The sequence below is a fragment of the Thauera sp. WH-2 genome (assembly GCF_048321015.1).
Lineage (GTDB): Bacteria > Pseudomonadota > Gammaproteobacteria > Burkholderiales > Rhodocyclaceae > Thauera.
This window is the reverse complement of the sequence record NZ_JBLWFG010000006.1, coordinates 80,245-102,059: the sequence shown is the minus strand read 5'-3', so window position 1 is coordinate 102,059 and position 21,815 is coordinate 80,245. Positions and strand designations below refer to the sequence as shown.

Sequence of the window (21,815 nt, the reverse complement as noted above, 5' to 3'; positions counted from 1 at the left end):
ATGCACGCACAACGGGCATCTGCCGACATGCACCACGACACCTCTCCCGCGCCTGAGCGCGGCCGCTTCATCACCTTCGAGGGCATCGACGGGGCCGGCAAAAGCTCGCAGATTGCCGCCGTGGTCGCGCTGCTGCGGGTGGCCGGCATCGATGTGGACCAGACCCGGGAGCCCGGGGGCACCGCGTTGGGCGAGCGCCTGCGGGCGCTGCTGCTGCACGAGCCCATGCATCTCGAGACCGAGGCCATGCTGATGTTCGCCGCCCGCCGCGAACATCTTGCGGCCCGCATCGAGCCAGCGCTTGCTGCGGGCCGCTGGGTGGTATGCGACCGCTTCTCCGATGCCACCTTCGCCTATCAGGTGGGCGGACGTGGCCTCGATCGTGCCAAGTTCGACGCGCTCGAGGACTGGGTCCACCCTGGGCTGCAGCCGGATCTAACCCTCGTGTTCGACCTCGAGCCGGCCGTCGCTGCGGCGCGCGTCGCTTCGACCGGGGTCGACCCGGACCGCTTCGAGCGGGAGCAGTGCGGTTTCTTCGAGCGTGTGCGCGAGGCCTACCTCGAACGCGCGCGCGGGGCGCCGCAGCGCATCTGCGTGATCGACGCCAGCCGCACGCCCGAGGCGATCCGGGCCGAGGTGGAGCGCGTCGTGCGCGAGCGCCTGCTGGCATGATCCACGCTTGGCTCCAGCCCTCCTGGCAGCGCCTCGTGGAGCTCGGCGAGCGCCTGCCGCATGCGCTGCTTTTTGTCGGTCCCCCAGGGCTCGGCAAGCGGGAACTGGCCGAGGCGCTCGCCGCCAGACTGCTGTGCGATGCGCCGAGGCCCGACGGTCATGCCTGCGATCACTGCGAACCCTGCCAGTGGCGTCTGACTGCCAATCACCCCGACCTGATGCGGGTGGTGCCGGAGGCCGATGCCGTGGCCGCGCGCGCCGAGGGCGAAGGTGAGCTCTCGCCGCGCGAGGCAGGAGGCAAGTCCGCGTCGGAGCAGATCCGCATCGAGCAGATCCGCGACCTGCAGGCGGCGCTGAGCATCACCGGGCACCATGGCGCCCGCCGCGTGGTGGTGATCGATCCGGCCGAAGCGATGAACCCCTTCACCGCCAACGCGCTGCTGAAGCTGCTCGAGGAGCCGCCCGCGGGCTGCGTGTTCCTGCTCGTGTCGTCTGCGCCGCGCCGGCTGCTGCCCACGATCCGCAGCCGCTGCCAGCAGTGGCACTTCGCGCGCCCGGACGAAGCCGCGCTGGCGCACTGGTGGGCGCATGCTGACAAGGAGGTGAAGGCATTGCTGGCGGTGGGTGGAGGCATGCCGCTGGCGGCCGAACGCCTTGCGCGCAGCGGCGGCGCAGCGATGCTCGCGCGCTTCGTACGCGACCTTGGCGGCCTGGAGGCGACCGGGGCGCTGCGCCTGGCGGGGCAGTGGGAAAGCTGGCTGAAGTCGAAGGAGGCGATGGCGGCCGGCTTCGGGCTACCCGAGCTCACCGACTGGATGCTGCGCTGGGTAGGCGATCTCGCTGCCCTGCGGATGGGGGGGCGCGTGCGCTTCTTTCCCGCACAGGAAGGCGTGCTCGCTGCGCTGGCCAGCCGCACGAGCGTGGCCGCGGCAAGCGCCTGCTACAATGAGCTCCTTCAGATCCACAAGGTATCGCGCCATCCGCTCAGTCTGCGCCTGGTGCTCGAAGACATGCTCATGCGTTACGCCCGTGCCATTGCCGGAGCCCGAGGATGACCGAAGCTGCACGTCCTGCCGTTGCCCGCCCGAGCGTGCTGTCGCTCAACATCAGCTCTAAGGCTGCGCTGTATGCGGCGTACATGCCTTTTCTGGTCCATGGCGGCATCTTCGTGCCCACGCCGAAGACCTACAAGCTTGGCGACGAGGTCTTCCTGCTGCTGCAACTGCTGGACGACCCCACCCGCCACCCGGTCGCGGGCAAGGTGGCCTGGCTGACACCGCAGGGAGCCCAGGGGGGCAAGACACAGGGGATCGGCGTGCATTTTTCCGATGACGATTCTGGCAAGGGTTTGCGCGCGCGGATCGAACAGGTGCTGGCGGGCCACCTGAACTCGGCACGCCCCACCCATACGCTTTGACGCTGCCGGAGCGCGCCACGCGCGCCGCTCCGGTTTCCGCCCGGCGTCCCGGCGAGCACTTCGTACGGGAGCGCGCCGGGACACTCACTGACCTGCAGGAACCGGATGTTCGTCGATTCACATTGTCACCTCGATTTCCCAGACCTGATCAGCCGTGAGGACGCGTTGCTCGCCAACATGGCGGCGAACGGTGTCGGTGCGGCGCTCTGCATCAGCGTCAAGCTGGAGGATTTCCCGCGCGTGCGTGGGCTTGCCGAGCGGCACGCCAACCTGTGGGCCTCGGTGGGCGTTCATCCCGACAATGCGGATGTGGAGGAGCCCGACCTCGCGCGGCTGATCGAGCTTGCCGATCATCCACGGGTGGTGGCGATCGGGGAGACCGGGCTCGACTACTACTGGCAGAAGGATGCGCCCGAGTGGCAGCGCGAACGCTTCCGCGTGCACATCCGCGCCGCGCGCGAGACAGGCAAGCCGCTGGTCATCCACACCCGCAGCGCCGCCGAGGACACTCTGCGCCTGATGCGTGAGGAAAACGCGGGCGAGGCGGGCGGCGTCATGCACTGCTTCACCGAGCGCTGGGAGGTGGCCGAGGCGGCGCTCGAGCTCGGCTTCTACATCTCATTCTCGGGCATCGTCACCTTTCGCAACGCGAAGGAACTCAAGGAGGTCGCCCGCCGCGTGCCGCTCGACCGCCTGCTGATCGAAACCGATTCGCCCTATCTCGCGCCGGTGCCACACCGGGGCAGGACCAACGAACCGGCCTGGGTCGTGCATGTGGCCGAGGAGATCGCCCGTCTGCGCGAACTGCCGCTGGCTGCCATCGAGCAGGCCACCACCGACAACTTCTTCCGGCTTTTCCATCATGCACAAAGACCTGCCTGAAACGCGCGCCAAGGCTCGGCCCGCGAGCAGGCTGATCGTTGCCACCCTGCTGGCCGCCAGCACGCTCTGCTCCTGCGCAGCGATCGCGGGCAGCTACGACGATGCGCTCGATTCGGCGCGTCTTGGCGACACGCGCCAGCTCACCAGCCTGCTCGACCGGGGTATCGATCCGGACACTGTCGATCCGCAGGGCAATTCGCTGCTGATCCTCGCTGCGCGGGAAGGCCAGGCGGACACCGTGGCGGCTTTGCTGAAGTATCGCGCTCGTGTCGATTACCGCAACCTTGCCGGCGATTCGGCCTTGATGCTTGCGGTGCTGCGTGGGCACGAGGCAGCGGTTCGCGTGCTGCTCAAGGCTGGTGCCCGCGTCGAACACGAAGGCTGGACGCCGCTGCACTATGCCGCCTTCGAAGGGCGGGAGAACATGCTTGATGCCTTGTTCGCTGCCGGTGCAAACGTCAATTCGCCGGCGCCGAACAAGGCCACGGCGCTGATGCTCGCCGCGCGCAACGGTCACGTCGGCGTGGTCCGCCGTCTGCTGGCGATGCCGCAGACGGACCTCAATGCGCTCAACGACGTCGGCTTGTCCGCCGATGCGTGGGCGCTGCAAGGCAAGAACACCGAGATCGCCGAGCTCATCCAGGCCGAACGCAAGCGTCGCGGCCTGCGTCCGCCGGCGATCAAGCTCACGATCGAGTGAGCCCGACCATGAGGCGCCTGCGCCCCATTCATATCCAGTGAAGGAAACAGCATGAGCAGTCTGCCCAGGTGCCCCGCCTGCAACTCCGAATACACCTATGAGGACGGTGACAACTACGTCTGTCCCGAGTGCGCCCACGAGTGGCCCCGCAAGGCGGGCGCCGAGGCCGAGGAGGCGGGCAAGGTGTGGAAAGACGCCAACGGCAACGTGCTGCAGGATGGCGACAGCGTCACGGTGATCAAGGACCTCAAGGTCAAGGGCTCGTCCCTGGTGGTGAAGGTCGGCACCAAGGTGAAGAACATCCGCCTGGTCGAGGGTGATCACGACATCGACTGCAAGATCGACGGTATCGGTGCGATGAAGCTGAAGTCGGCGTTCGTGAAGAAGAACTGAAGCCGCGCCTATCCGGCGAGACGAATGCAAAAGGGCCGCGCAAGCGGCCCCTCCGTTTCTGCAAGGCGCCGGGGCTCAGTCGCGGAACTTCGGTGCCTGTTTCGTCATGCCGGCGCGGATTGCGGTCTGCAGGTCCTCGGACAGCAGCATCGCAGCGTTCCAGGTGGCGACGCGGTCCAGACCGTCGGCCACGCTGTGATCGCGCGCGTGGTTGAGCATGTCCTTGGTGCCACGGACCGCGAGCGGCGACTTGGCGGCGATGGTGTGGGCGAGCTTCATCACGCCCTCCATCAAGGCCTCGGGCGTATCGAAGACCCGGTTGACCAGGCCCATGCGGGCAGCCTCCCCGCCATCGAACCCGCGCCCGGTATAGGCAAGCTCGCGCACCATGCCTTCGCCGATCAGACGCGGTAGCCGCTGCAGGCTGCCGACGTCGGCGACCATGCCGAGGTCGATCTCCTTGACGGAGAACTTCGCATCCGCCGCGCAGTAGCGCATGTCGGCGCAGGCGATCAGGTCCACGCCGCCGCCCACGCAGGCGCCCTGGATGGCAGCGAGCACCGGCTTGCGGCAACGTTCGAGGCTGGTGAGCGTGTCCTGCAGGTCGAGGATGAGGTTGCGCAGGTTCTCGCGCGTGCGCGCCTCGCAGGCGTCCTTCACGGTGGGCAGGATGCTCATCATCATCTGCAGGTCGATGCCGGCGCAGAAGTTCGCGCCGGCGCCGTGCAGCACCGCCACGCGCACCGCCGGCGTACGGTCCACCCACTGCATCGCGGCGCGGATGTCCTGCCACATCTGCAGGTTCATCGCGTTGGCCTTGTCGGGGCGGTTCAGGGTGACGACGGCGACCTGGCCGTCGAGGCCGATGCGCAGGGTGTCGAACTGCGGCAGGGGGATCCCTGCGGTCGTGGCGGAGGCAGGGAACTGGCCCGCGACGACGGCCGGTGCCGAGGCGGCCCTCTCGATGCTGGCCGCCAGCTCGATGCCCTGCTTGATCGCGCGCTTCGCGTCGAGTTCGGCGGCCACGTCCGCGCCGCCGATCAGGTGCACGCGCATGCCGGCCTCGATGAGCGCGGCCTGGAGTTCTCGCTGCGGCTCCTGACCGGTGCACAGGATCACGTTGTCGACCGGCAGCACCTCATTCTTGCCGCCGATGCTCAGGTGCAGGCCGGCGTCGTCTATGCGGTGGTAGCTTGCCCCCGGGATCATCTGCACGCCGCGGTTCTTGAGCGCGGTGCGATGGATCCAGCCGGTGGTCTTGCCCAAGCCTTCACCGACCTTGCTGGTCTTGCGCTGCAGCAGCACGATCTCGCGCGGGGCGGTTTCCAGATGCGGCTTGGTCAGGCCGCCGCGATGGACGTAGGCAGCGTCGATGCCCCATTCGGCATAGAACTTGTCCGGCGCCAGGCTGGGGCTGATGCCCTCGTGGCTCAGGTACTCGGCGACGTCGAAGCCGATGCCGCCCGCCCCCAGGATGGCGACGCGACGGCCTACCGGCTTCTTCTCCCGCAACACATCCAGGTAGCCGAGTACCTTTGGGTGATCCACGCCCTCGATCTCCGGCACGCGCGGCACGATGCCGGTGGCGAGCACGACCTCGTCGAACTTCCCGGACAGCTCGGTGGCGGAGACGCGGGTGTTCAGCTTCAATGCGACGCCGGTCTGCTCGATGCGCCGGCCGAAGTAGCGCAGGGTCTCGGCGAACTCTTCCTTGCCCGGGATCTGCATCGCGATGTTGAACTGCCCGCCAATGCGCGCACCGGCTTCGAACAGCGTGACCTTGTGCCCGCGCTCGGCGGCTGTGGTGGCGAAGGCCAGGCCCGCGGGGCCGGCACCGACCACCGCGATGTTGCGCGGGGTCACGGTGGGCTCGATCACCAGTTCGGTTTCGTGGCAGGCACGCGGGTTCACCAGGCAGGAGGTGATCTTGCCGCTGAAGGTGTGGTCCAGACAGGCCTGGTTGCACGCGATACAGGTGTTGATGTCGGCGCCGCGGCCCGCAGCGGCCTTGTTCACGAAGTCAGGGTCGGCGAGGAAGGGCCGCGCCATCGACACCATGTCGGCCTTGCCCTCGGCGAGGATGGCCTCAGCGATCTCGGGCGTGTTGATGCGGTTGGTGGCGATCAAGGGGATGCCGACGTGGTCCTTGAGCTTTTGCGTCACCCAGGCGAAGCCGGCGCGCGGCACGCAGGTGGCGATGGTGGGGATGCGCGCCTCGTGCCAGCCGATGCCGCTGTTGATCAGCGTGGCGCCGGCGGCTTCGATCGCCTGCGCGAGCTGCACCACCTCCTCGAAGGTGGAGCCATCCTCGACGAGGTCAAGTAGCGACAGGCGGAAGATGAGGATGAACTCGCGCCCGAGGCGTTCGCGCGTGCGGCGCACGATCTCGGTGGCGAAGCGGATGCGGTTGGCGTAGGCACCGCCCCATTCATCGCTGCGCTGGTTGGTATGGGCGACGATGAACTCGTTGATCAGGTAGCCCTCGGAGCCCATGATCTCGACACCGTCGTAGCCGCCTTCGCGGGCAAGCTCGGCGCAACGCACGAAGTCTTCGATCGTGCGTTCGATGTCGGCGGCGGACAGTTCGCGCGGCACGAAAGGCGAGATCGGCGCCTGGATGGGGCTGGGTGCGACCAACTCGGGGTGGTAGGCGTAGCGGCCGAAGTGCAGGATCTGCATGGCGATCTTGCCGCCTTCGCGATGCACTGCCTCGGTGATCACGCGGTGGTGCGCGGCTTCTTCCGATGTGGTCAGCGTGGCGCCGCCGCTCCAGGGGCGGCCCTCGGCGTTGGGGGCAATGCCGCCGGTCACGATGAGGCCGACGCCACCGCGCACGCGCTCGGCGTAGAAGGCCGCCATGCGCTCGAAGCCGCCTTCGGCCTCTTCCAGCCCGACGTGCATCGAGCCCATCAGGAAGCGGTTGGGCAGGGTAGTGAAGCCGAGGTCCAGGGGACGGAAGAGGTTCGGGTAGGTGGCCATCGTCTCGCTCGCGGTGTTTTTATGGTGGGGCTGGTTGCATGGCCGGACCGCGGGGGAGGGAGTCCGGCCTGCGCGCTCGAGGAGGGAGGGAGTGGTGCGCAGGCCGTGGAGGGGTGCCGTCCAACTATGCAACCAGTTGCAGCACTTTAGAAGATCTCGATCGACTATGCAACGCGTTGCATGGTGCACATGCACGCGGCTAGACTTGCGCCATGTCGCTCGCCCACGCCCTGCTCACCTCGCTGCTCGAACAACCCTCGTCCGGCTACGATCTGGCACGGCGTTTCGACAAGTCCATTGGCCACTTCTGGCAGGCGACGCACCAGCAGATCTATCGCGAGCTGGGCCGAATGGAAAAGGCGGGCTGGATCCTGTCCGAGCCCGACCCTGACGCTGGCCGCACCCGCAAGCGCACCTACTGTGTATTGCCCTCTGGCCGCCAGGAGCTCGAGCGTTGGGCCGCCGAACCTGCGCCGCTGCCCGAACTGCGTGACGAGTTCATGGTCCGGCTGCGCGCTGACGCCACGCTCGGCCCGCTTGGCCTGCTGCCCGAACTGCGCCGGCGCCGTGAGCTCCACTGCGAAAAACTGCGCGCCTACCGTGCGATCGAGGCCCGCGACTTTGCGCCCGAGACGACGCCCACGCGCAAGCGCCGTATCCATCACCTGATCCTCAAGGCGGGCATCCAGTACGAGGAAAACTGGATTGCATGGTACGACGAGGCAGTGCAGGTGCTCGGTGAGAGCTGACCCGCGAGATTTCATCCGCGAGGCCTGACGCGCGAGCGGACCCGACTCTGTAACCCGCGCGCCCAGCCAGGCTCCCGTGCGGGCCCTTCTGCTCAGCTGCCCGCGTAACGCTCCAGCCAGTGCGCGTAGGGTGCGGGCAGCACCCAGGTCGGGCGCTCGACCCCGAGCGCTCGCGCGGCCTGCATCGGCCAGTGCGGGTTGGCGAGATGCGCGCGCCCGATCATCACCAGATCGAGCTGGCCGTCGCGCACGCAGGCATCGGCGGTGGCCGGGTGGTCGAACCCCCAGGCCGATGCCACCGGCAGCCCGGTCTCGCGGCGCACGCGCTCGGCCACCGGTGCGAGCAGGGCCGGCGCCCAGGGAATGTTCGCGGTGAGCGTCGAGAAGCCCATGCTGACGTTGAGCAGGTCCAGACCTTCGGCCTTGAAGCGGCGGGTGAGTTCGATGGCTTCGGCGAGGGTCTCCTCATCGCGGCCGTCGTATTCGATCACACCGAACCGTGCGGTCAGCGGCAGGTTTTCCGGCCACACCTTGCGCACCGCCTGCACGGTCTCGCGCAGGAAGCGGCTGCGGTTCTCGAAGCTGCCGCCGTAGGTGTCGGCGCGCTGGTTGGCGTGCACCGAGAAAAAACTCTGGCCGAGGTAGCCATGGGCGAAGTGCAGTTCCAGCCACTCGAAGCCGGCCTCGTGTGCGCGCCGGGCGGCGGCCACGAAGTCCTCGCGCACGCGGGTGATGTCTTCCAGCGTCATCGCCTTTGGCACCTTGGGCAGATGTGCGCCGAAAGCAGTGGCCGAGGGCGAGATCGTCTGCCAGCCGCGCGGGTCGCCGTCGGCGATGTGGTTGTCCCCCTCCCAGGGGCGGTTGGCGCTGGCCTTGCGGCCGGCGTGGCCGATCTGGATGCCGGGTACCGCGCCGGCGGCCTTGATCGACGCGGCGATCGGCGCCATGGCCGCAGCCTGCGCATCGTTCCACAGGCCGGTGCAAGCCGGGGTGATGCGGCCTTCGGGCGAAACCGCCGTCGCTTCGACGATGACCAGACCCGCGCCGCCGCGTGCGATGGCAGGGTAATGCACGCGGTGCCAGTCATTGACCACGCCGTCGGTGGCCATGTACTGGCACATTGGCGGCACGGCGATGCGGTTGCGCAGGGTGATGTCCTTGAGCTTGAGTGGCTGGAAGAGTGCGGTCATGCAGTGGGTCCTTGCAGGGTTCGAGGAATAACCCGGGTTCACAGGCTGGCTTCGAGGATGCGGCGGCTGGTGGCGAGGTCGATGTCGCGGTGCTCGCCGAGTGCCGTCATGCCATGCAGTTCGAGCTGGGCGACGATCCGGTCGATCGCGTCCGCGCCGATGCCGTAGTCGGACAGGCGGGTCTTCACTCCGAGCGACTCGAAGAAGGCGCGGGTACGGGTGATGGCGGCGTCGATGCGTGCATCCTCTTCGCCATCATGAATGTTCCACACCCGCGCGGCGTACTGCAGCAGCTTGGCGCGCTTGGCGGCGCGGCGATCGTTCAGAAGGCTGGGCAGCACGGCCGCGAGCGTCTGCGCGTGGTCCAGGCCGTACAGGGCAGTGAGTTCGTGGCCGATCATGTGGGTCGCCCAGTCCTGCGGCACCCCGGCGCCGATCAGTCCGTTCAGGGCCTGGGTGGCGGCCCACATCAGGTTGGCGCGTACCGCGTAGTCCTCGGGCGTGGCCAGGGCCTGGGGGCCGACCTCGATCAGGGTCTGCAGCAGACCCTCGGCATAGCGGTCCTGCACCGGGGCGTTCACGGGATAGGTCAGGTATTGCTCCATGACATGCACGAAGGCGTCGACCGCGCCATTGGCGATCTGGCGCGGGGGCAGGGTATAGGTCTTGACCGGGTCGAGCACCGAGAAGCGTGGGAACACGTGCGGGCTGGAGAAGCCGAATTTGGCCTGGAGCGACTTGCGCGTGACCACCGAGAAGCAGTTCATCTCCGAGCCCGTGGCCGGCAGGGTAAGCACGCAGCCGATCGGTAGCGCGCGGGCGACATGCTTGCCGCGCGTTTGCATGATCTCCCACGGCTCGCCCTCGTAGCCGGCAGCGGCGGCGACAAACTTGGTGCCGTCGATCACCGAGCCACCACCCACCGCGAGCAGGAAGTCGATCTGGTCACGGCGCACCAGCTCGACTGCCTTGATCAGTGTCTCGTAGCTCGGGTTGGGCTCGATGCCGCCGAAACGCTGCACGCGGCGCTGCCCGAGTGCGGCCTGCACCTCCGCCAGCGTGCCGTTGCGCTCGGCGCTGCCGCCACCGTAGAGCACCAGCACGCGGGCGCCAGCCGGTACGAGTTCGTCCAGGCGGGTGATCGTGCCTTCGCCAAAGACGATGCGGGTGGGGTTGTAGAAGTCGAAGTTCTGCATCGGGGGGTCCTTTGTTGTTGTCGCCGGCTGCGGTTGCCGGAGTGAATGTGGCGGGTCTTGAACGAGACCCGGTATTGAAAGGGCCGAGTCGCAAAAGTTCGCGGCAGTGCGGAAGTTGGCCGCAGGGCTGAATAGCTTCGATGGCGGGCTTGCATTGGCCGGCTGGCGTTGGCCCAGCCTTCTTAAGCTGCGCAGGGCCATAATCGTGCCATGCCTGACACGCTCTTCCTCTTCGATCATCCGCAATCCGTCGCGGGCTGGGGTGCGATCGACGACCGCGTGATGGGCGGGGTGTCGCGCAGCGCATTGCGCTTCGATCCCGCCGGTCACGCGGTATTCAGCGGCGTGGTTTCCCCGGACAACAACGGCGGCTTCGCCTCGGTGCGCGCGCCCGTGTCGGATGCGCCGAACGGTGCGATCTACGCGCTGCAGATCACCGTGCGCGGCGATGGTCGGCGCTACAAGCTCAATCTGCGCATCGACGGTGGCTTCGATGGCATCAACTACCAGGCGGCTTTCGACACCATGGCTGGCGAGTGGCAGGTGCTGCGGCTGCCGATCGACGCCTTCCGCGCCAGCTTCCGCGGCCGGCCGGTGCCGGATGCGCCGGCGCTGCGCGGCGCACGCATCCGGCAAGTCGGGTTGATGATCGCCGATCGGCAGTTCGGGCCCTTCGAGCTGGCGATTCGAGAGATTGGCACGCTCGCTGCGGGCGAGTAGGGCGCCTTCGATCAGCCTCGGGTCGAGGTCGTGCCTCCTCCCAGCGCGCGATACAACTGCACCACGGCCTGCTGCAGGCCGCGCTTGATCTGCGACTGAGCCAGTTCGCTGTCGAAGAGCTGTGCGAGATCGGTGCTGGCGAAGCCGAGCAGCGTGGTGAGCGTGATGCGCGGCAGGAAGGTCTTGCGGGCGGCGAGCCGGCCCCACAGGTCGATCTCCCAGGCCGGCATCGACAGGCCGGCGACGGCGTTCTCGCCGACACGGTTCTCGCGCGGATCGAAACCGGGCATGCGCTCCCGCGTCGCAGACGCGGTCGCAGTCACGCCCGGGAACAGCGCCGCACGCTCGATGCCGTACTGCGCGCGGGCAAGCTCGATGCGCTCGAACGCGATGCGCAGGTCGGCGTTGGCGACCAGCGCCTCCTCGATCAGCGCATGCAGTTCGGGTGCGGGCAGGATCTCCCGCCACGGCAGCGCGCCCAGGCTTGCTGCGTCCTGCTCCGCTTCAGCGTTCGCCGTCGCCGCCTGTCGCGGCCAGCGCTCCGGCACCGGCACGTCCGGTCGCACGAAGGCGGCGGGCTGGCAGGCAGCAAGCAGCAGGGCCAGGACAGCAGACAGGGCGGGGAGCAGACGCCCGGGCAGCGGTGCGCGCCTCATCGTCCCGCCTCCGTCTCGTCGCCGCGGATGCGGAAGAAGCTCGCGTACAGCAGCGGCACCACCACCAGCGTGAGCCCGGTGGCGAAGATGAGGCCGAACATGATGGTCACCGCCATGCTGCGGAAGAAGGGATCGACCAGCAGCGGCGCCACCCCAAGCACGGTGGTAGCCGCCCCCAGGAAGACCGGCCGCGCGCGGCTGGCCGAGGCGTCCAGCACCGCAAGCAGGCGCGGCTTGCCTTCGCGGATCTCCACGTCGATCTGGTCCACCAGCACGATCGCGTTCTTGATCAGCATGCCGGTCAGGCTCAGGAAGCCGAGGATGGCCATGAACTCGAAAGGCGCCTGGAACAGCAGCAGCCCGACCGCGACGCCGACCACCGCCAGCGGCACGGTGAGCCAGATCACTGCGGTCTGGCGCAGGCCGTTGAACATCACGATCACCGCCACCACCATCGCCGCGAAGCCGAAGGGCGCCGCCGCGGCCAGCCCCGCGTTGGCCTCGGCCGAGGCCTTGTGCTCGCCATGCCATTCGAGCACGTAGCCCGGCGGCAGCGCGATGGCCTCGATCTGCGGGCGCAGGCGCTCGAACAGCGGCGCGGACAACTGCCCGGCGGGCGGGTCGCACTGCGCCTTGATGGTGGGGAAGCGGTTCTCGCGCCGGATCAGCGCGTCCTCCCACACCGTGTCGACGCGCTCGACGAACTGGCTCACCGGTACGGACTTGCCCGCCGTCGCGCTGAAAACCTGCACATTGCCAAGCTCCTCGACGCCGCCGCGCTCGTCGGCTGGCGCGCGCGCAAGGATGGGGATCAGGCGATCACGCTCGCGATACACGCCGATCTGCTGGCCGACGTAGTTGCGCTCGAGCGCGGCGGCGATGTCAGAGGGCAGCACGCCGGCGCGCTGCGCGGCCTCGACCGAGAAGCGCGGGCGCACCACCGGCACCGCCTGGCGCCAGTCGTCCTGGATCGCCACCGCCTCGGGGTCGGCGGCCATGATCGCCTTGGCCTCCTCCGCCAGCCGGCGCAGCACCGCTGGGTCGGGGCCGCGGAAGGCTGCTTCGATCTTCTTGCCGCCGCCGCGGCCGAGCATGAACTTCCACACCTTCACGCTGGCCTGCGGGAAGCCGGCCTCGAGCTCGGGCTGCAGGCGCTCGATGAGGCCGGCGATGTCCTCGAAGCGTTCCACGTCCACCAGCAGCTGCCCGTAGGCCGGGTTGGGGTCCTCCGGGCTGTAGGTGAGCATGAAGCGCAGCCCTCCCTGGCCGATGAAGCTGGTCACATGAGTCACGCCCGGCGCCGCGCGCACCTTGGCCTCGGCCTCGGTGACCAGGGCGGCGGTCGTGCGGAGGTCGGTGCCCTGCGGCAGCGCCAGGTCGACCACGAACTGCGGCCGCGCCGAGTCGGGCATGAAGCCGGGCGGCACATGGCCGAAGGCGACCACGCCGGCGGCGAGCAGGCCGACCAGCACCACGCCGCTGAGCTTGCGGTGGGCCAGCACACCCCGCAGCAGGCCGCGATATGCGCGCAGCGCTCGGCCTTCCTGTACGTTCGTCTCCACCTTCACCTTGAGGAAGGCGGCGCACAGCAGCGGCGTCAGCGTGATCGCGAACAGCCATGACAGCAGCATCGAATACAGGATCACCCAGAACAGCGAGCCGGCGTATTCGCCCATGTCGGTGGGCGACAGGCCGATCGCACTGAAGGCGAGGATGCCGACCACCGTGCCGCCGAGCAGCGGCCAGACCGTCGCGCGCACCACCGCGCCGGCGGCGGAAGCCACTGTTTCACCCTTCTGCAGCCGTACCAGGATGCCGTCGGTGACCACGATTGCGTTGTCCACCAGCATGCCGAGCGCGATGATCAGCGCGCCGAGCGAGATGCGCTGCATCGCGATGCCGTCCATCCACATGGCGATCAGCGTGCCGGCCACGGTCAGCACCAGCACCGCGCCGATGATCAGTCCGCTGCGCAGGCCCATGAAGAGCAGCAGCACCACGACCACGATTGCCACTGCGGCAACCAGGTTGTCGACGAAGCTCGACACGGCAACGCGCACCGAGTCCGACTGGAAGGAGACCACGTTCAGCGCCATGCCCACCGGACGCTGGCCTTCGAGCGCGGCCAGGCGGCGCTTGACCGCGTCGCCCATCTCCACCACGTTGCCGCCCAACACGTTGGAGATGCCCAGCCCGATCGCCGGCTGGCCGTCGTGACGCATCAGCACCGTGGGCGGATCCACGTACTCGCGGCGGATCTCGGCCACGTCGCGCAAGCGCAGCAGGCCGCTCGCCGCGTCGCCGGCCACCACCAGCTCGCCGAGCGCGTCCACCGACACCACGGCGTCCGCGGGCTGGATCTGCAGGCGCAGCGGCCCGGCATCGACCGCCCCCGCCGGCGCGACCAGGTTCTGCGAGCGCAACGAGGCGTAGATGCGGTCGAGCGGCACGCCGAGCTGGGCGGCGCGCGCGCTCGACACCTCGACGTAGATCGCCTCCTTGCGCTCGCCGAGCAGTGCCACCCGCGCCACGCCCGGCACCAGCACCAGCTCGCGGCGCAGGAAGTCGACGTAGTCGTACATCTGGCGCGGGCTGTAGCCCTCGCCGGTGACTGCGTAGAAGAGCGCGAAGACGTCGCCGAAATCGCTCTTCACCACCGGCTCGGCCGCGCCCGGCGGGAGCGTGCGCGCCGCATCGGCGATCCTGCTGCGCAGCTTGTTCCAGACCTGGTCGAGCTCGGCCTGACTGTGCGAGAACGCCAGCTTGGCCTCCACCTTGACCAGCGATTCGCCGGCGCGCGACACGGAGGTGATCTCCTCCACCTCCTGCATCTGCTGCACCGCGCCCTCGATGCGGTCGGTGATCTCCTCGGCCACCTGCGCCGGCGAGGCGCCCGGATAGGCGGTGACGACGACCGCCTGGCGGATGACGAACTCCGGGTCCTCGAAGCGGCCGAGGCGCTCGTAGGCCAGCCAGCCGCCCGCCAGCACCAGCAGCGTGGCCACCCAGGCGACGACCGCCTTGTGGATCGTGTATTCGGCGATGTTCATGCGCGGCCCCGGGCTCAGCGGGATTCGAGCGGACGCACCGCCATGCCTTCGCGCAGCGCACCGACGCCCGCAGCGACGATGCGCTCGCCGGAGGCGAGGCCGGAGGCCACGACCATGTCGGCGCCGACGATGGCGCCGGTGTGTACCGGGCGGCGCGTCACCCGCCCGTCCTGCCCGACCACCCACACGCCCGGCTGGCCCTGCGCGTCTGCGGAGACGGCGGCGAGCGGCACGCGGATCGTGGCGGCGGCCGCGGCCGCTTCAGCCTCTGCGTCCGCTGCCTCCACGCTCACCGCCATCCCCGGCAGCAGGTTCACGCCTGCCGGTACCGAGCGCACGGCGAGCACCACCGCATAGGTCTGCGTCAGCGGGTCGGCCTCGGCGGCGAAGGACTTGAGCTCAAGCGACAGCGCCTGCCGCGGCGCGCCGGCGTCACCCGCCACCGCGCGATCCCCTTCGAGGAAAGCGACCGCGCCCTGCTGCGGCCGCATGCGGCGCACCAGGCGCTCGGGCACGTTCACCACCACTTCGAGCGCGTTCAGATCCTGCAGCTCGGCGATCGGCTGCTTGGCCTGCACATTGGTGAAGGGCTCGATGCGGCGGCGGGTGATCACGCCCGGGAAGGGCGCCTTGATCACGGTGTCGGCGAGGTCGCGCTCGGCGGCGGCGAGGCTGGTGCGCGCGGCCTCGAGGCGGGCGCGGCGGTCGTCGACCTCGGCGCGCGCCACCGCCTGCTCGCTGTCCCACAGGCGCTGGTAGCGCGCGAGGTCGTTCTTCGCGCGCTCGAACTCGGCGCGCGCCGCGTCCAGGCGCGAGCGGTAGATGCGCTCGTCCAGGCGCGCCACCACCTCTCCCGCCTTCACCGGCCGCCCCTCCTCGAGGCTGAATTCATCCACGAAGCCGGGCACGTCGAACGACAGCTCGGCGCGTCTGGCTGCGCGCACCCGCCCGGACAGGCGCACTGCCTCTCTCGCAGCGGTCTCAGCCACGGTGACGATGAGCGCCGGACGCGCCGCCTCCACCACCGCTGCGGGCGCAGGCGGCTCGCCGCAGGCCGCGAGGGACAGGCTGAGCAGCCCTGCGCAGAGCACGGAGGGAGTGTTCATCCGAGGAGGTTCCTTAGGGGGTTGAATGGCCATACTTGCGCGGCCGTTACGCCGCAGGGGGCTGCTCGACCGGGGAGAGGCGGCGGGGCTTCATGAGGTCCTCCCGACCGGCAGCATCACGCTCGCGTGGACGAAGCGGTCGTTGAAGTAGATGCCGTCGATCCGCCGTGCCACTTCGGTCGCTGCTCCGGTGGGAAGGTCCAGTTCGACGATGAACCAGGGACGTTCCAGGTCGCCCTCATGGATCGGCTCGACCCCGAGCACCGGCCCGAAATGGCGCATGCGCTCGCGCAGTTTCTCGAGGTCCGTTTCGGGGCCGAGGCCCGAGAGGATCAGCTTCATCCATGGTCTCCGGTGGTCGGTTCTGCAATGCGTTCATAGGGGCTTGAAGGATAGACCGGACACCGGGACAATCGACGGCATCGAGCCCATTTTGGGACGGGTGACCGCAAGGAGACCTGGATGGACGACTTCGACCGGCGCTTCGAGAAGAGCTTCTCGATGGTGGCTTTCGCGACCAATCGCCACCTCCTCGATCACATGCGGCGCCTGGTGCAGCGGCTCGACATGGATATCGACAGCGCCATGCTGTGGGGACTGGTTGCGCACCTCGGCGTCGCCCACGCGATGCGTCCGGGGGCACTGCCGTCCGATATGCTCGCCCCCGATGGCTTCATGCTCGGCGAGGCCCGTTCCGTCCGCCTCGCCGACCTCGTCCAGGTGTCGGGCCTGCCCAAGGAGACCGTGCGGCGCAAGCTGGAGAAGCTGCGCGAGCGCGGCAAGCTCACCCGCAGCGAGGACGGGCGCTGGATTGCGCCACGCAGCGGCGTCGACGAGGGCAGCTACGAGTTCACCCGCGAGTCGGTCAAGCGCCTGTTGCAGACCGCGCGGGTGATCGAAGGCATATTGCAGCACGCCCGCGTGGACTGAAGTGCGACGCGGCAGCCGTCCGAGCCACACCATCGCCGCCAGGAGGGCGAGGAATCCCGCCGCGAACATCAGGGGCAGGGTGCTGCGCCCCGGCGCGGCCGGCGCCCCCGCGCGCTCGCCGGCGAAGGCGACCGCCTTTGCCTGCCGCCGCCCCTTAGCGTCGGTGGCCAGCTCGTTACCCTGCGGCCGGCGCTGTCGGTTGGCGAGGCTGCTGACGTGCAGAAAGACCAGTTCGCCACCGCCGTTGGGCGTGATGAAGCCGAAACCTCTGTCGTCTTTCCAGGTGGTGATTTTTCCTTGGAGACTCACAGCTCGCCGTGATGACTGAGGTAACGCCGGATGGCGTGAACGACCTCATCGGCGCTTGCATGAACCTCCACTTCGACCCCGAGCACTCGTGCAAGCTCACGTGCCTTCGATAGGTTCAAGTGTGCCCCTCCCCGCTCGGCTGCCTTGACCAGTGCTCGCGCCCGCTCGAAATCTTCGGCCGATTGCCGCTTGAACTGACTCAGGATCCAGTTGAGCATTTTGCGGAGGCCATTTCGGAGGCGACACGATGAGATGAACCACAGACTGCCGGACAGCAGTCACCAGCGGCTTGCCCGGCTAACGTCTGCGGCCACTGGCCGCAAACGCCTCCACCTTCTTGGTGGGCCCGGAGACGATCAGCAGATCGCCGGGCAGCACGACACTGCTGGGCTTGCCGTGCTGGAAGTCCTCGTGCGCGCGCTTGATGCCCACCACCGTGACGCCGAACCGCTCGCGCACCAGGGACTCGGCGAGCGAGAGGTCGTGCGTCGCTGGCGGCGCCTGGATCTTGGCGATCGCAAAGCCGTCGTCGAATTCAATGTAGTCCATCATTCGCCCGCTGATGAGGTGGGCGACGCGCTCACCCATGTCGGCCTCGGGGTAGACGACGTGATGCGCGCCGATGCGCTCGGCGATCTTGCCGTGCTCGGGCGTCATGGCCTTGACCCAGATATCCGGGATCTCCAGCTCGGTCAGCGCCATCACAGTCATCAGGCTCGCGGCCAGATCGCCACCGATACCCACGATGGCGTGCGAGAAGTCCGCCACGCCGAGTTGGCGCATGGTCATCGCGTTGGTCGAATCGGCCTGGACTGCGTGGGTCAGCAGGTCCGCCCACGCATGCACCGGTTCGGCATCACGGTCGATCCCCATCACGTCGTGCCCGAGTTGCATCAGGGAGTCGGCTACGGCGCCACCAAAGCGGCCCAGACCGATCACGACCACACTGTCGCCCTTCGAGAAGGCGAACTGCTCTGTAAATAGCCTAGCCAACAACGGGATGCTCCTCTGGATAGCGGAACGGCATACGATGCTCGCCCAGCGCGAGCGATGCCGCCAATGTGATCGTTCCAACCCGTCCGACGTACATCAGCAGGACCAGCATCATTTGGGCGGATTCGGGCAGTTCAGCGGTGATGCCGGTGGACAGGCCTACCGTTGCAAAGGCCGAGACCACCTCGAAGATGATCCTGTCGGTGGCGATGTCGGTGGTGTGGAGGATGAAGACCGTGCCCAGTACGATCACCGCGCTGCTGAGAACGAGCACGGTGATGGCCTGGCGCTGGGCCGAATGGCTGATACGCCGACCGAAAGCCTCCGTATCCATCCGCCCCCGGATCTCGGCGATCACCAGCATTACCAGGATCATCGCCGTACCCACCTTGACACCACCGGCCGTTCCAGCACTGCCGCCGCCGATGAACATCAGGAAGTAGTGCGCCCCGAGGCTCTCGTGCGTCAGCCCACCGATATCGATCGAATTGAATCCGGCCGTGCGTGCCGACACCGACGCGAAGATCGCCGACAGCAACTTGTCTCCGGCGGCCATTGGACCGAGCGTGCGCGGATTGGACCACTCGAAGCCAAGCAGCAGGATCGTGCCGCCCACCAGCAGCACGGCCGTGCCCACGAGCGTGAGCTTGGTATGCACCGACCAGCGGTGCGGGCTGGCGAACTTCCGGCGCAGGTCATGCAAGACAGGAAAGCCCAGGCCGCCGATCACGATCGCCAGCATGATGGGGGCGAGGATGAAGACGTCGGTCGCATGGCGTACCAGCCCGTCTGCGTGGATCGAGAATCCCGCGTTGTTGAAAGCGGACACGGCGTGGAAGAGTCCGCTCCAGGCGGCGTCGGCCCAAGGCAGCTCGTAAGCGGTGCGCAAACGCAGCATCAAGGTCAGCGCTACAAACAGCTCGACGATCAGGGTTACGATCAGTACGAGCTTGGCCACGCTGGTGATGTCGCCGATACCGACGGCGTGTGTTTCAGCCTGCGCGGTGAGCCGCGTGCGTAAGCGGAACGATCGGTTGACGATGAGCCCGAGCAGCGTGGCGGCCGTCATCATGCCGAAGCCACCGATCTGGAACAGCACCATGATCACCCACTGCCCGAACGACGACCAGTAGGTGCCCGTATCCACCGTCACCAAGCCGGTCACGCATACCGCCGATACCGAGGTGAACAGCGCGGTAAGCCAGGGCGTGGCGACCGCATCTGCACGAGCGATCGGCAACATGAGCAGCCCGGTTCCGATCAGGATCGTGATCAGGAACGCGGTCGGAACGACACGGGCCGGGTGCTGGACCTCACGAATCTTCAATTCGCACCATCCTTCGAGTCATGTTGCGGCGCGGAAGAACAGCGCACATCGGGTGCGAATCATACGCCCGGCGGGTTGGGATTGCTCAGGTCAGAACCTTCGTGCCGCTGAACGTGAAGCGGTGGATGGTGATGCGTAGACTGCCTCCCGCAGCAGACGTCGCCGGATCGCGGATTGAGCGTGTAACCTCCCTCTCTGGCCAGTAACGTCCGACCCACGCCCGCCACGCATCGGTCGTTGCGCCAACAGACCGTAGTGATAGGGCGCACTCCGCCCCAAGGGCACTTCGACAATCGCGCCGAAAGCGGCTTCCGACAGCCAGGCAGCACACTGCTCGGGCTTGGGACGAATCGCCAACGGCAGCCCGCGCGGCGTTTCAATGTCGCTACGCCAGTGAATCACCGATAGCGAGCCGCCAGGCTGGAGAATCCGGTGGGCTCGCGTAGCAGGGCCTGCGGGTCCTTGATGTGCAGCAGGTTGAAGGCCATGACGTGGCCCTGCGAACCATCGGGCACGCCCGTGCCGTACTCGACGAAGTCACGCACTTCGGCGCGGACGTTCGCTAGCCCTGCGTCCTTGGCCCGCTGTTGGACGAGGCTGACCATGTCAGGCTCGATATCGAGCGCCGTCACCGTGCCCTGCGTGCAGCTTGCCGCTGGCAAGGTGAAGGTGCCGTAGCCACAGCCGAACTCAAGCGCTTTGCAGCGGCTGTTCTGCGGTAACCGTAGCCGTTCCAGCACAGCCTGAGGATCAAAGAACGAGGCCCAGTAGGCCTCGTCCGGCATGCCGCTCTCGCGCCCTTTCATGAAAGCCTCAGTGTTTCGCCGGAGCAGCTGTCTTGCTTGCCGCGTCGAATCCGCCCTTCGCCTTCCATTCTTCGAATCTGCCCTGCAGGATGCGCACGTTCTCGTAGCCGGCGACGCGCAGCGCGAAGCCGGCCTGCGCCGACAGGCTACCGGTGTTGCAGTAGATCAGCACCGGCTTGTTGCGCGGAATGCTGTCGCGCTCGGCGAGCACCCGGCGCCACTCCAGATTGACCGCACCGGGGATGTGGTCCTTGGCGAACTGGCCGGCATCACGCGCGTCGAAGTCGCGGTGCACGGTGTCCTGGAACAGCAGGCCGGATTTGTCCTGCTTGGCCACGCCTTCGAGCTCGAGCCGCTTGGGGCTCGAGAGTGCCTTGCCGATGCGGGCGACGTGCTTGTAGAGCGAGGACTTGGTCACGTTTGCGTTCATGGCAACACTCGAACCTGCGTAAGAACGCTGGCAAATAGGGCGCGGACAATTTTGCTCGCGTATGCCCGGCTACCCCGCAGTCCAGAGCGCTTCGCCGCCCGCGTCGCGGTAGACCAGGTAGGCGCGCAGATCGAACTCGTACTGGTGGTAGTCCGGTTCCATGTGCAGGCAGAGCTGGTAGAAGGCCTTTTCGTGCTCGCGCACACGCAGGTGGGCGAGTTCGTGCACCACGATCATGCGCAGGAACTCCTCCGGCACGGCGCGGAACAGGGTCGCGATGTGGATCTCGCGCTTGGCCTGCAGGCGTGCGCCCTGCACGCGCGAGATGGCGGTGTGGGTGCCGAGCGCGTTGCGGATCACGTGCAGGGTGTTGTCGAAGCGCACCTTGCCGAGCGGCGGCGCGCTGCGCAGGTGTTCGGCCTTGAGCGCCTGAACGTAGTCGTAGAGCGCGCTGTCGGAGCGTACGGTGTGCGCCTTCGGGTAGCGCCGCAGCAGCGCGGGGGCGAATCGAGCCTGTTCGATGAGGGCAAGCACCTGCTGCTGCAGGTGTGCGGGATAGCCGGCGAGGTAGGCGGGTGCGGGGCGGGGGCGCATGGTGAGGGAGGGCGAAAGCCCGGGGGGCCGGGCGGTGACGGTCGGCCAGGTGTGCGATGCTTCAGCGCGTGACGATGAGCCGCAGCCCGAGCGCCACGAAGATGCAGCCGGCGATGCGATCGAGCCAGGTGCCCACGCGCGGCTTGCCATTGAGCCACTGGCCGACGCTGCCGGCGAAGTAGCCGAGCAGGCCGAAGAGCAGCGCGCTCTGCGCGGTGAACACGATGCCCAGCAGCGCCATCTGCAGGCCCACGCTGCCGTTGTCGGGCACCACGAACTGCGGCAGGAAGGCGACGAAGAAGAGTGCCACCTTGGGGTTGATCGCGTTGGCGAACACCCCCTTGAAGAACAGCGTGGACAAGGCCTGGTCGGGCATCTCGGCGCGTGCCACCCGGGTGCCGCCGCGGCTGCGCAGGGCCTGCACGCCCAGCCACAGCAGATAGAGCCCGCCGACGACCTTGAGCGCGGTGAAGGCGAGCGGCGATGCGGCGATCAGCGCGCTTACCCCGATCACTGCGAGCGCGGTGTGGCTGAGGCAACCGAGCGCGCAGCCCAGTCCGAAGGCGATACCACGGCTGCGCCCCTTCGACATGCCCATGGCCAGCACCATGAGGTTGTCCGGGCCGGGCGAGATGGTGACGACGATGGCGGCGAGCAGGAAAGCGAGAAACTGGTCGGGGGCGAGCATGGTCTGCGAGTGCCGTGGTGGTGTGGCG

General features: G+C 68.0%; 23 protein-coding genes and 1 pseudogene. 9 read left to right on the top strand and 15 right to left on the bottom strand.

Annotation, left to right across the window (positions count from 1 at the left end; translation table 11 throughout):
- The 6 genes from tmk (at position 1) to ACNKW1_RS11465 (ending at position 4,064) form a co-directional block, all read left to right on the top strand.
- Positions 1 to 672: a dTMP kinase gene (gene tmk / locus ACNKW1_RS11490; RefSeq protein WP_418364727.1), complete on the top strand. Its 672-nt coding sequence runs from the start codon at positions 1 to 3 to the stop codon at positions 670 to 672.
- On the top strand, positions 669 to 1,727 hold the full coding sequence (gene holB / locus ACNKW1_RS11485; protein ID WP_418364726.1) for a DNA polymerase III subunit delta': 1,059 nt from the start codon (positions 669 to 671) through the stop codon (positions 1,725 to 1,727). The genes tmk and holB overlap by 4 nt, the downstream gene beginning before the upstream one ends.
- Positions 1,724 to 2,089: a PilZ domain-containing protein gene (locus tag ACNKW1_RS11480; protein ID WP_418364725.1), complete on the top strand. Its 366-nt coding sequence runs from the start codon at positions 1,724 to 1,726 to the stop codon at positions 2,087 to 2,089. The genes holB and ACNKW1_RS11480 overlap by 4 nt, the downstream gene beginning before the upstream one ends.
- Before the next feature lie 105 nt (positions 2,090 to 2,194).
- The gene (locus tag ACNKW1_RS11475; RefSeq protein WP_418364724.1) at positions 2,195 to 2,971 is read left to right on the top strand and encodes a TatD family hydrolase; all 777 of its coding nucleotides are present in this window, start codon (positions 2,195 to 2,197) and stop codon (positions 2,969 to 2,971) included.
- The gene (locus tag ACNKW1_RS11470) at positions 2,952 to 3,671 is read left to right on the top strand and encodes an ankyrin repeat domain-containing protein (protein ID WP_418364723.1); all 720 of its coding nucleotides are present in this window, start codon (positions 2,952 to 2,954) and stop codon (positions 3,669 to 3,671) included. The genes ACNKW1_RS11475 and ACNKW1_RS11470 overlap by 20 nt, the downstream gene beginning before the upstream one ends.
- Positions 3,672 to 3,722: 51 nt before the next feature.
- The gene (locus ACNKW1_RS11465; RefSeq protein ID WP_418364722.1) at positions 3,723 to 4,064 is read left to right on the top strand and encodes a zinc ribbon domain-containing protein YjdM; all 342 of its coding nucleotides are present in this window, start codon (positions 3,723 to 3,725) and stop codon (positions 4,062 to 4,064) included.
- Between the two features lie 75 nt (positions 4,065 to 4,139).
- Here the strand turns inward: ACNKW1_RS11465 and ACNKW1_RS11460 are convergent, their stop codons facing one another.
- Positions 4,140 to 7,043, bottom strand: coding sequence for a crotonase/enoyl-CoA hydratase family protein (locus tag ACNKW1_RS11460; RefSeq protein ID WP_418364721.1), 2,904 nt, complete (start codon positions 7,041 to 7,043; stop codon positions 4,140 to 4,142).
- Positions 7,044 to 7,255: 212 nt separating this feature from the next.
- Between ACNKW1_RS11460 and ACNKW1_RS11455 the strand changes: the two genes are divergently transcribed.
- Positions 7,256 to 7,792 (top strand): PadR family transcriptional regulator, encoded by a 537-nt coding sequence (locus tag ACNKW1_RS11455; protein WP_418364720.1) that lies wholly within the window; start codon positions 7,256 to 7,258, stop codon positions 7,790 to 7,792.
- Between the two features lie 92 nt (positions 7,793 to 7,884).
- On the opposite strand, the gene ACNKW1_RS11450 is transcribed toward ACNKW1_RS11455, so the two are convergent.
- On the bottom strand, positions 7,885 to 8,982 hold the full coding sequence (locus ACNKW1_RS11450; RefSeq protein WP_418364719.1) for an NADH:flavin oxidoreductase/NADH oxidase: 1,098 nt from the start codon (positions 8,980 to 8,982) through the stop codon (positions 7,885 to 7,887).
- 38 nt (positions 8,983 to 9,020) lie between these two features.
- Complete coding sequence (locus tag ACNKW1_RS11445; RefSeq protein WP_418364718.1) at positions 9,021 to 10,178, bottom strand: iron-containing alcohol dehydrogenase; 1,158 nt, start codon at positions 10,176 to 10,178, stop codon at positions 9,021 to 9,023.
- Positions 10,179 to 10,388: 210 nt separating this feature from the next.
- Here ACNKW1_RS11445 and ACNKW1_RS11440 point away from each other — a divergent pair, with 210 nt between their 5' ends.
- Positions 10,389 to 10,898, top strand: a complete 510-nt coding sequence (locus ACNKW1_RS11440) for a CIA30 family protein (protein ID WP_418364717.1) — start codon at positions 10,389 to 10,391, stop codon at positions 10,896 to 10,898.
- Positions 10,899 to 10,909: 11 nt separating this feature from the next.
- Here the strand turns inward: ACNKW1_RS11440 and ACNKW1_RS11435 are convergent, their stop codons facing one another.
- The 4 genes from ACNKW1_RS11435 to ACNKW1_RS11420 form a co-directional block, all read right to left on the bottom strand.
- On the bottom strand, positions 10,910 to 11,554 hold the full coding sequence (locus tag ACNKW1_RS11435; protein ID WP_418364716.1) for a TolC family protein: 645 nt from the start codon (positions 11,552 to 11,554) through the stop codon (positions 10,910 to 10,912).
- A complete protein-coding gene (locus ACNKW1_RS11430; protein ID WP_418364715.1) occupies positions 11,551 to 14,604 on the bottom strand; it encodes an efflux RND transporter permease subunit in 3,054 nt (1,017 codons plus the stop codon). The genes ACNKW1_RS11435 and ACNKW1_RS11430 overlap by 4 nt, the downstream gene beginning before the upstream one ends.
- A gap of 14 nt (positions 14,605 to 14,618) precedes the next feature.
- Complete coding sequence (locus ACNKW1_RS11425) at positions 14,619 to 15,710, bottom strand: efflux RND transporter periplasmic adaptor subunit (RefSeq protein WP_418364714.1); 1,092 nt, start codon at positions 15,708 to 15,710, stop codon at positions 14,619 to 14,621.
- A 90-nt stretch (positions 15,711 to 15,800) separates the two neighbouring features.
- Complete coding sequence (locus ACNKW1_RS11420) at positions 15,801 to 16,052, bottom strand: RNA recognition motif domain-containing protein (RefSeq protein ID WP_418364713.1); 252 nt, start codon at positions 16,050 to 16,052, stop codon at positions 15,801 to 15,803.
- 120 nt (positions 16,053 to 16,172) lie between these two features.
- On the opposite strand from ACNKW1_RS11420, the gene ACNKW1_RS11415 reads away from it, so the two are divergent.
- A complete protein-coding gene (locus ACNKW1_RS11415; RefSeq protein ID WP_418364712.1) occupies positions 16,173 to 16,640 on the top strand; it encodes a DeoR family transcriptional regulator in 468 nt (155 codons plus the stop codon).
- 204 nt (positions 16,641 to 16,844) lie between these two features.
- Here ACNKW1_RS11415 and ACNKW1_RS11410 read toward each other — a convergent pair.
- The 8 genes and pseudogenes from ACNKW1_RS11410 to ACNKW1_RS11375 form a co-directional block, all read right to left on the bottom strand.
- Positions 16,845 to 16,949: pseudogene (locus ACNKW1_RS11410) on the bottom strand (cold-shock protein); the annotation flags it as partial.
- Positions 16,946 to 17,167, bottom strand: coding sequence for a hypothetical protein (locus ACNKW1_RS11405; RefSeq protein WP_418364711.1), 222 nt, complete (start codon positions 17,165 to 17,167; stop codon positions 16,946 to 16,948). The gene ACNKW1_RS11405 and the pseudogene ACNKW1_RS11410, both read right to left, overlap by 4 nt.
- Positions 17,168 to 17,246: 79 nt before the next feature.
- A complete protein-coding gene (locus ACNKW1_RS11400; protein ID WP_418364710.1) occupies positions 17,247 to 17,945 on the bottom strand; it encodes a potassium channel family protein in 699 nt (232 codons plus the stop codon).
- Positions 17,935 to 19,269: a TrkH family potassium uptake protein gene (locus tag ACNKW1_RS11395; RefSeq protein WP_418364709.1), complete on the bottom strand. Its 1,335-nt coding sequence runs from the start codon at positions 19,267 to 19,269 to the stop codon at positions 17,935 to 17,937. Before ACNKW1_RS11395 ends, ACNKW1_RS11400 begins: the two co-directional genes overlap by 11 nt.
- A gap of 398 nt (positions 19,270 to 19,667) precedes the next feature.
- Positions 19,668 to 20,075 (bottom strand): class I SAM-dependent methyltransferase, encoded by a 408-nt coding sequence (locus ACNKW1_RS11390; RefSeq protein ID WP_418364708.1) that lies wholly within the window; start codon positions 20,073 to 20,075, stop codon positions 19,668 to 19,670.
- A 7-nt stretch (positions 20,076 to 20,082) separates the two neighbouring features.
- Positions 20,083 to 20,505 (bottom strand): rhodanese-like domain-containing protein, encoded by a 423-nt coding sequence (locus ACNKW1_RS11385; RefSeq protein WP_418364707.1) that lies wholly within the window; start codon positions 20,503 to 20,505, stop codon positions 20,083 to 20,085.
- 69 nt (positions 20,506 to 20,574) lie between these two features.
- The gene (locus ACNKW1_RS11380) at positions 20,575 to 21,099 is read right to left on the bottom strand and encodes a M48 family metallopeptidase (RefSeq protein ID WP_418364706.1); all 525 of its coding nucleotides are present in this window, start codon (positions 21,097 to 21,099) and stop codon (positions 20,575 to 20,577) included.
- 61 nt (positions 21,100 to 21,160) lie between these two features.
- Positions 21,161 to 21,787, bottom strand: coding sequence for a LysE family translocator (locus tag ACNKW1_RS11375; RefSeq protein WP_418364705.1), 627 nt, complete (start codon positions 21,785 to 21,787; stop codon positions 21,161 to 21,163).
- Positions 21,788 to 21,815 lie beyond the last annotated feature (28 nt).

What these genes read in the sequence shown, in the direction of transcription:
- ACNKW1_RS11450 (WP_418364719.1), bottom strand. Translation starts at nt 8,982, where the DNA reads ATGACCGCACTCTTCCAGCCACTCAAGCTCAAGGACATCACCCTGCGC.
- ACNKW1_RS11445 (WP_418364718.1), bottom strand. Translation starts at nt 10,178, where the DNA reads ATGCAGAACTTCGACTTCTACAACCCCACCCGCATCGTCTTTGGCGAA.
- ACNKW1_RS11375 (WP_418364705.1), bottom strand. Translation starts at nt 21,787, where the DNA reads ATGCTCGCCCCCGACCAGTTTCTCGCTTTCCTGCTCGCCGCCATCGTC.
- ACNKW1_RS11415 (WP_418364712.1), top strand. Translation starts at nt 16,173, where the DNA reads ATGGACGACTTCGACCGGCGCTTCGAGAAGAGCTTCTCGATGGTGGCT.
- ACNKW1_RS11380 (WP_418364706.1), bottom strand. Translation starts at nt 21,099, where the DNA reads ATGCGCCCCCGCCCCGCACCCGCCTACCTCGCCGGCTATCCCGCACAC.
- ACNKW1_RS11425 (WP_418364714.1), bottom strand. Translation starts at nt 15,710, where the DNA reads ATGAACACTCCCTCCGTGCTCTGCGCAGGGCTGCTCAGCCTGTCCCTC.
- ACNKW1_RS11435 (WP_418364716.1), bottom strand. Translation starts at nt 11,554, where the DNA reads ATGAGGCGCGCACCGCTGCCCGGGCGTCTGCTCCCCGCCCTGTCTGCT.
- ACNKW1_RS11385 (WP_418364707.1), bottom strand. Translation starts at nt 20,505, where the DNA reads ATGAACGCAAACGTGACCAAGTCCTCGCTCTACAAGCACGTCGCCCGC.
- ACNKW1_RS11440 (WP_418364717.1), top strand. Translation starts at nt 10,389, where the DNA reads ATGCCTGACACGCTCTTCCTCTTCGATCATCCGCAATCCGTCGCGGGC.
- ACNKW1_RS11455 (WP_418364720.1), top strand. Translation starts at nt 7,256, where the DNA reads ATGTCGCTCGCCCACGCCCTGCTCACCTCGCTGCTCGAACAACCCTCG.
- ACNKW1_RS11430 (WP_418364715.1), bottom strand. Translation starts at nt 14,604, where the DNA reads ATGAACATCGCCGAATACACGATCCACAAGGCGGTCGTCGCCTGGGTG.
- holB (WP_418364726.1), top strand. Translation starts at nt 669, where the DNA reads ATGATCCACGCTTGGCTCCAGCCCTCCTGGCAGCGCCTCGTGGAGCTC.
- ACNKW1_RS11390 (WP_418364708.1), bottom strand. Translation starts at nt 20,075, where the DNA reads ATGAAAGGGCGCGAGAGCGGCATGCCGGACGAGGCCTACTGGGCCTCG.
- ACNKW1_RS11480 (WP_418364725.1), top strand. Translation starts at nt 1,724, where the DNA reads ATGACCGAAGCTGCACGTCCTGCCGTTGCCCGCCCGAGCGTGCTGTCG.
- tmk (WP_418364727.1), top strand. Translation starts at nt 1, where the DNA reads ATGCACGCACAACGGGCATCTGCCGACATGCACCACGACACCTCTCCC.
- ACNKW1_RS11470 (WP_418364723.1), top strand. Translation starts at nt 2,952, where the DNA reads ATGCACAAAGACCTGCCTGAAACGCGCGCCAAGGCTCGGCCCGCGAGC.
- ACNKW1_RS11465 (WP_418364722.1), top strand. Translation starts at nt 3,723, where the DNA reads ATGAGCAGTCTGCCCAGGTGCCCCGCCTGCAACTCCGAATACACCTAT.
- ACNKW1_RS11460 (WP_418364721.1), bottom strand. Translation starts at nt 7,043, where the DNA reads ATGGCCACCTACCCGAACCTCTTCCGTCCCCTGGACCTCGGCTTCACT.
- ACNKW1_RS11405 (WP_418364711.1), bottom strand. Translation starts at nt 17,167, where the DNA reads ATGCTCAACTGGATCCTGAGTCAGTTCAAGCGGCAATCGGCCGAAGAT.
- ACNKW1_RS11475 (WP_418364724.1), top strand. Translation starts at nt 2,195, where the DNA reads ATGTTCGTCGATTCACATTGTCACCTCGATTTCCCAGACCTGATCAGC.
- ACNKW1_RS11420 (WP_418364713.1), bottom strand. Translation starts at nt 16,052, where the DNA reads ATGAAGCTGATCCTCTCGGGCCTCGGCCCCGAAACGGACCTCGAGAAA.